Consider the following 7,270-nt stretch of genomic DNA (forward strand, 5'->3'; position numbering starts at 1 on the left):
GGTTCGTGGCGTTGTACATCTTCATGCTGGCCGCGATTGCCGGCCACGTGATCATTTCGCGGGTGCCGGTGATCCTGCATACCCCTTTGATGTCCGGGTCCAACTTCATCCACGGCATCGTGCTGATCGGCGCGATGGTCGTGCTGGGCCATGCGCAGACGCCGCTGGAGAAGATCATCGGTTTCATCGCGGTGGTCCTGGGCGCAGGCAATGCGGCCGGTGGCTACGTGGTGACCGAACGCATGCTGGACATGTTCAAGCCCAGCGCCAAGCGCGACGCCGGGGAGAAGGCGCCTTGAACGTGACCACCGCGCAACTGCTGCAGTGGCTGGTGCAGGCGAGTTACCTGGTGGCCGCCACCCTGTTCCTRCTCGGCCTGCAGCGCATGGCCTCGCCGATGACCGCGCGCAGCGGGATCCGCTGGGCCGGGTTGGGCATGCTGATCGCTACGGTGGCCACCTTCTTCCTGCCAGAACTGCACAACATCCCGCTGATCCTGGCGGCGGTGGCCATCGGCACGGGCGTAGCCTGGTGGTCGGCCAAGCGCGTGGCGATCACCGACATGCCGCAGATGGTAGCGCTGTACAACGGCATGGGCGGTGGTTCGGCCGCGGCGATCGGCGCGGTGGAACTGCTGCGCTTCTCGTTCCTGGCCAACCGCGATACCACCCATTGGAGCGAGCAGGCGCTGGCCGACCTGGCCGCGCGCCAGCCGTCGGCAACCGTGCTGGCGCTGGCGGTGATCGGTTCGGCGATCGGCGCGGTGTCGCTGTCCGGCTCGATCATTGCCTGGGCCAAGCTCGACGGCCGACTCGACCGGCGGGTGACCTTCCCCGGGCAGCAGGCATTCAATCTGCTGGTTGCCCTGGCGATGGTGGTGCTGGGCATCTGGGCGGCTGTCACCCTGAGCCCGGTGGCGATCGTCAGCTTCTTCGTGGTCGCCCTCGCACTGGGCGTGTTGATGACGCTGCCGATCGGCGGTGCCGACATGCCGGTGGTGATCTCGCTGTACAACGCCTTCACCGGCCTKGCGGTGGCCTTTGAAGGCTACGTGCTGGGCAACGAGGCCCTGATCATCGCCGGCATGATGGTCGGCGCGGCCGGCATCCTGCTCACCCGGTTGATGGCCAAGGCGATGAACCGGCCGATCAGCGGGGTCCTGTTCTCCAACTTCGGCGGCGGTGGCGTGGCGCAGGAAATCAGCGGGGCGCAGAAGCCGATCGAGGCCAGCGACGTGGCCGCGATGCTGGCCTTCGCCGAGCGCGTGGTGATCGTGCCCGGCTACGGCATGGCCGTGGCCCAGGCCCAGCACAAGGTATGGGAACTGGCGCAGCGCCTGATCGATCGCGGTATCAAGGTGAAGTTCGCCATCCACCCGGTGGCCGGGCGCATGCCCGGGCACATGAACGTGCTGCTGGCCGAAGCCGGCGTGCCTTACGATCTGATCGCCGACATGGACGACATCAACCCCGAGTTCCCCAACACCGACGTGGTGCTGGTGATCGGCGCCAACGATGTGGTCAACCCGGTCGCACGCACCGATCCGGCCAGCCCGATCTACGGGATGCCGATCCTGGACGTGGTCAACGCGCGCAATGTGGTGGTGATCAAGCGCGGCAAGGGCACCGGTTTTGCCGGTATCGAAAATGCGCTGTTCTACGCCGACAACGCCCGCATGCTGTACGGCGATGGTGCCGGCGCAGCCAGCGCGCTGGTCAGCGAATTGAAGGCGCTCGACGGCGGGCATTGAAGCAACATCGCGTAGTGCCGGCCGCTGGCCGGCATCCCCACGATGCGTGAATACCAACGCGTTTCCGTCCAGACGTCAGGAAGAGCCGGCCAGCGGCCGGCACGACCGATGCATGCAAAGGCATGCGGCGACAGCGCGCATGCAGGGCGGCTACTTCGCCACCCACCACCCAACCACCAGGGCCACGCCCAGCCACAGCCATTCGGCTGCGCCATTGGCCAAGCCGAGCAGGGTCCAGGCCATGAACGGGCCCATCCGCAACGCTGAATCCCACGGATTGAGGCCCATCGAGCCGCCCAGGTAGGCCGAGGCGATGCCCCAGTTGGCCGCCAGCGCAACCAGCAGGGTCGCCAGCAGGGTCACCACCACCCGCGCCGGGCCGGGGCGAAAGGTGCCCAGGCGCAGCATGAAGGCGATATCCAAGGCCGCCAGCACGGCCATCCAGCCGGCCTGGCGGCCGCTGAGCAGGGCGATGAACAACCAGGCCAACGTGGCCGTGACGACACCAAGCAGCAACATCGGGGGCCAGAGCCAGTGGCGGCTCCGGACAGGCACGGACGTGGGCGACATGCAATCTTCCTGTAAGTGCCCACAGGATACCGGCTTGCGGGGTGACCGGCGCGTGGGCGGCCACTGGGCTAAAATGGTCGCCTTGCGGGAATTGGCCGCGACCCCCATATCGATCCACATGTATTCCCGTAGCAGTGAACCTGTCCACTTCGAACGCGACTGCGAGGCCGTCATGGTCCCGCAGGGCGAAACGGTCACGCTGCCCGCCGGCAGCTATGGCTACATCACCCAGGCCCTGGGTGGGAGCTATACCGTATTTGTCGAAGGCAATCTGTTCCGCATTGCCGGCAAGGATGGCGATGCCATCGGCAAGGAAGCGCCCCCTGCGCTGGAACTGCCCGCCGATGCCTCCGACGAGGAGGTCGAAAAACTGGTGTGGCAGCAGCTGCGCACCTGCTTCGACCCGGAGATTCCGTTCAACATCGTCGACCTGGGCCTGGTCTATGAAGTGGACCTCAAGCACCTGGACGATGGCCAGCGCGAGGTCGATATCAAGATGACCCTCACCGCGCCCGGCTGCGGCATGGGCGAGATCCTGGTGGACGATGTGCGCAGCAAGCTGGAAATGATTCCGACGGTGGCCGAGGCCGACGTCGAGCTGGTGTTCGACCCGCCGTGGGGCCGTCACATGATGTCCGAGGCCGCCCGGCTCGAAACCGGCATGCTGTAACCGCCTGCCGCCGCGCCTGCGGTGGAAGGCGTTCCCCGTAACCAGAACAGGAAATATCCGGTGTCCCAGTCTTCCGTGAGCTTCAACACCACCCGTTCCGCCACCCCGCGCAGCAGCGAGGAGCGTGAGCGCATCCTGGCCGCCCCCGGTTTTGGTCTGCACTTCACCGACCACATGGTGGAAGTGCGGTGGGACAAGGACACCGGCTGGCACGATGCCGTGGTGCGCCCGTATGGCCCGCTGCAGCTGGACCCGGCCGCCGCGGTGCTGCATTACGGCCAGGAAATCTTCGAAGGCATCAAGGCCTACCGCCACGCCGACGGCTCGATCTGGACCTTCCGCCCGGAGGCCAACGGCCGCCGCCTGCAGCGTTCGGCCCAGCGCCTGGCGCTGCCGGAACTGCCGGTCGACATCTTCGTCGAATCGCTCAAGCAGATGATTGCGGTGGACGCCAGCTGGGTGCCGTCGGCCGACGAATCCAGCCTGTACTTCCGCCCCTTCATGATCGGCGATGAAGCCTTCCTCGGCGTGCGCGGCGCGCACAAGGCCGGCTACTACGTGATCGCCAGTCCGGCCGGCCCGTACTTCGCCAAGGGCGTGGCCCCGGTGTCGATCTGGCTGTCCACCGAATATGCACGCGCGGGCAAGGGCGGTACCGGCGCGGCCAAGTGCGGTGGCAACTACGCCGCCTCGCTGCTGCCGCAGCAGAAGGCGCAGGCGCAGGGCTGCTCGCAGGTGCTGTTCCTGGATCCGGTGGAGGGCAAGTACCTGGAAGAACTGGGTGGCATGAACGTGTTCCTGGTCTACAAGGACGGCACCCTGGTGACCCCGTCGCTGTCGGGCAGCATCCTGGAAGGCATCACCCGCGAGAGCATCCTGCAGCTGGCGCGCGACCGCGGCATGAAGGTCGAAGAGCGCAAGGTCACCCTTGATGAGTGGAAGGACGGCGTGACCTCCGGCGAGATCGTGGAAGCGTTCGCCTGCGGCACCGCTGCGGTGGTCACCCCGATCGGCCAGCTCAAGGGCGAAGACTTCTCGGTGGGCGACATCACCGCCCCGGCCGGCGAAGTGACGCTGTCGCTGCGCAAGGAACTGACCGACATCCAGTACGGTCGCCTGCCGGACCGTCACGGCTGGCTGGTGCGCCTGGACGCGTAAGCGCCGCCGCGCGGCTGCCGTACTGAAAACCCGCCTGGCGACAGGCGGGTTTTTTCATGGGCGGTCAAACAATCATCCGGCCATCCGCTGGCCACCGGCGGGCTTTTTCATGGCCGCACCAACCCGTTCCTGCGCGCAAGTAGCGCCGGCCGTTGGCCGGCTCCTCATGGCCCCCGGCACCRTCAGCCACGGTCAGCGCGAGCAGCGGCCAACGGCCGGCACCAGATCGGCAGATCGGCACGTTGTCCAGCGGTGGTAACGACGTGCAGGCCCCGGCGCGCAAGGCTTGTCCGCGAATTGACGGTCAAGACAGCTGAAATGGACATGTGATGACGTTTCCTGACCGTTCGTCAGGCGGAGAGTTCCTTCACTTTCACAAACCCTCGACCCGAAAAGTCTCAGATCCGACATTTCATGTTCCTGAAGTGCGGCTGAAACATTGTTGAATGCGCACCGAGCCACTAGCGTCGCGATGGGCGGTTTGATTCAGGGGAACCGATCCAACACCTGGTCCGATCCGCGCCATCGACTTCAGCAGCCCCCGGGTCGGGACTGGACATTCAGCCGCGTTCGCGGCACCCACTGTCTGAAAGGGAAATCCGATGTCTCATGATTCGCAACCCCGTTTGCGTCAACGTGCATTGGTTGTACTGGGCGCGTCCGTCCTCTCCACCCTGCTGMTGGCCGCCCCGGCGTTCGCCGGCGACGTGCACCTGAGCGGCCTGTCGCCTGAGACGAAGCAGGAGCGCTTCATCGTCGGCTGGAAACCGGGCAGCCAGTTGGCAGCCACCCCGACGGCACTGGCCAGCTCGCTGAAAGCGGCCGCATTGGCTGTCCCGGCCTCGCAGGGCCGCGCGCTGGGCGTGCAGACGCTGCGCCAGCTGGCCATCGGCCCGACCGTGGTCAAGGCCGACCGTCCGCTGGATGCGGCCGAGGCCGAACTGCTGATGCGCCGCCTCGCCGCCGACCCGAAYGTGGCCTATGTCGAAGTCGATCAGTTGATGCACGCCACCCTGGTACCCAACGACACCCGCCTGTCCGAGCAGTGGGGCTTTGGCACCAGCAACGCCTCGATCAACGTGCGCCCGGCGTGGGACAAGGCGACCGGCACCGGCGTGGTCCTGGCGGTGATCGATACCGGCATCACCAACCACCCCGATCTCAACGCCAATATCCTGCCCGGCTACGACTTCATCAGCGACGCGGCGATGGCGCGCGATGGCGGTGGCCGCGACAACAATCCCAACGATGAAGGCGACTGGTACGGCGCCAACGAGTGCGGTTCGGGCATCCCGGCCTCCAACTCGAGCTGGCACGGTACCCACGTGGCCGGCACCATCGCGGCGGTGACCAACAACAGTACCGGCGTGGCCGGTACTGCGTTCAATGCCAAGATCGTGCCGGTGCGCGTGCTCGGCAAGTGCGGTGGTTACACCTCCGACATCGCCGATGCCATCGTGTGGGCTTCCGGCGGCACCGTCAGCGGCGTGCCGGCCAATGCCAACCCGGCCGAAGTGATCAACATGTCCCTCGGCGGCAGCGGTACCTGCTCGACCACCTACCAGAACGCCATCAACGGCGCGGTCTCGCGCGGCACGACCGTGGTGGTGGCCGCCGGTAACAGCAACGCCAACGTGTCCACCTCGGTGCCGGCCAACTGCGCCAACGTGATCGCGGTTGCCGCGACGACGTCGGCCGGCGCCCGCGCCAGCTTCTCCAACTACGGCGCAGGCATCGATATCTCGGCCCCGGGCCAGGCGATCCTGTCCACCCTCAACAGCGGCACCACGGTGCCGGGCACGGCGTCCTACGCGTCCTACAACGGCACGTCGATGGCGGCGCCGCACGTGGCCGGCGTGGTCGCGCTGGTGCAGTCGGTGGCCCCGACCGCGCTCACGCCGGCGGCGATCGAGACGCTGCTGAAGAACACCGCACGGGCCCTGCCGGGCGCATGCAGCGGCGGTTGCGGTGCGGGCATCGTGGACGCCGACGCGGCGGTCACGGCGGCACTGGGCGGGACCAACCCGAACCCGGGCACCGGTACGGTGCTGCAGAACAATGTGCCGGTCAGCGGCCTGGGTGCCGCCAGCGGCGCATCGCTGGCCTACACGGTGACGGTGCCGTCGGGCAGTTCGCAGCTGAAGGTGAGCATCGCCGGCGGTAGCGGTGACGCCGATCTGTACGTGCGTTCGGGCAGCGCTCCGACCGACACGGTCTACAACTGCCGCCCGTACCTGAGCGGCAACAACGAAACCTGCACGATCACTTCACCGGCGGCCGGTACCTGGCACGTGCGGGTGAAGGGCTATTCGACCTTCTCCGGGGTCACCCTGACCGCGCAGTACTGAGCCCAGATCCCTCTCCAATGGGCACGCCCCGGTTTCGGCCGGGGCGTCTTTTTTGGATTTTCTTTTAGAAGCCAAAAGCTAGAAGCCGAAGCAGGAACAACGGCCGCGAGTTCGTGCCTGCTCTGGCTTGGGCGGGTACGGGTGGCGTTGCGGGACACGCCGCAAGTACGTCCCTGTAGGCTCGCATGCGCCATCCATGGCGCATGACGGTCCTGCAACGCCACCCGTACCCACCCTTTGACAGTGGGCTGGTGCGCAATGAAAGAGCGGAAGCGGGAAGACGGAAGCGGCGGCGCTGGCGTTGTTTTGCCCGCAGCGCTTTTCCACGGCTACCAGCCAACTGTCGAGGGTGGGGGGTGAGGTTGCGGGACCGTCGTGCGCCATGGATGGCGCACGCGAGCCTCCAGGGACGGATTTACGGCGTGTCCCGCAAWCTCACACACCCCCGCCCAGCCCAGTACGCTCGAGGAKTGCGGCTTCTAGAAGTCCCAGCCGATCAGGCTTCCTCAAACCGATTGGCGGCCACGTTCTTTCGCACGTGTTCGGGATTCCAGATGCGCCCGTTCATGGCGATGTAGACGCCGCTGGCCAGCGACTGTACCGCGCCGATCGCGCAGCCGATGTTGAATTCCGCGTCTGAACCACGGAAGCGCGCCGGGCTCAACGCACCGGTCATCACGATGGTCTTGTCGGCGATGGTCTTGAGCACCTGGCCGGTCTGCACCATCGAATCGGTCCCGTGCGTCACCAGCACGTGACGGGTCGGCTGCGCGG

General features: G+C 66.5%; 7 protein-coding genes. 5 read left to right on the forward strand and 2 right to left on the reverse strand.

Translation table 11 applies throughout. The annotated features are described in order from the left end of the window. Both ACXJKH_RS11440 and ACXJKH_RS11445 read left to right on the forward strand, forming a co-directional pair. Positions 1–299: NAD(P) transhydrogenase subunit alpha (locus ACXJKH_RS11440; RefSeq protein WP_457319526.1), on the forward strand; the 299-nt coding region annotated here is incomplete at its 5' end. After that, positions 296–1,750 carry an NAD(P)(+) transhydrogenase (Re/Si-specific) subunit beta gene (locus ACXJKH_RS11445; protein ID WP_457319527.1) on the forward strand — a complete coding sequence of 485 codons (1,455 nt, stop codon included), beginning with the start codon at positions 296–298 and terminating at the stop codon, positions 1,748–1,750. The genes ACXJKH_RS11440 and ACXJKH_RS11445, both read left to right, overlap by 4 nt. A gap of 150 nt (positions 1,751–1,900) precedes the next feature. Here ACXJKH_RS11445 and ACXJKH_RS11450 read toward each other — a convergent pair whose 3' ends face one another. Next, positions 1,901–2,320, reverse strand: coding sequence for a hypothetical protein (locus ACXJKH_RS11450; protein WP_457319528.1), 420 nt, complete (start codon positions 2,318–2,320; stop codon positions 1,901–1,903). A gap of 118 nt (positions 2,321–2,438) precedes the next feature. Between ACXJKH_RS11450 and sufT the strand changes: the two genes are divergently transcribed. The 3 genes from sufT (at position 2,439) to ACXJKH_RS11465 (ending at position 6,496) form a co-directional block, all read left to right on the forward strand. After that, positions 2,439–2,990, forward strand: a complete 552-nt coding sequence (gene sufT / locus ACXJKH_RS11455; RefSeq protein WP_019182393.1) for a putative Fe-S cluster assembly protein SufT — start codon at positions 2,439–2,441, stop codon at positions 2,988–2,990. A gap of 60 nt (positions 2,991–3,050) precedes the next feature. Further along, on the forward strand, positions 3,051–4,148 hold the full coding sequence (locus tag ACXJKH_RS11460) for a branched-chain amino acid aminotransferase (protein WP_457319529.1): 1,098 nt from the start codon (positions 3,051–3,053) through the stop codon (positions 4,146–4,148). 602 nt (positions 4,149–4,750) lie between these two features. After that, the gene (locus ACXJKH_RS11465) at positions 4,751–6,496 is read left to right on the forward strand and encodes a S8 family peptidase (protein WP_457319530.1); all 1,746 of its coding nucleotides are present in this window, start codon (positions 4,751–4,753) and stop codon (positions 6,494–6,496) included. 496 nt (positions 6,497–6,992) lie between these two features. Here ACXJKH_RS11465 and ACXJKH_RS11470 read toward each other — a convergent pair. After that, a partial coding sequence (locus ACXJKH_RS11470) for an asparaginase domain-containing protein (RefSeq protein ID WP_457319531.1) occupies positions 6,993–7,270 on the reverse strand: 278 nt, incomplete at its 5' end.

The sequence above is a fragment of the Stenotrophomonas sp. P5_B8 genome, from assembly GCF_054049855.1.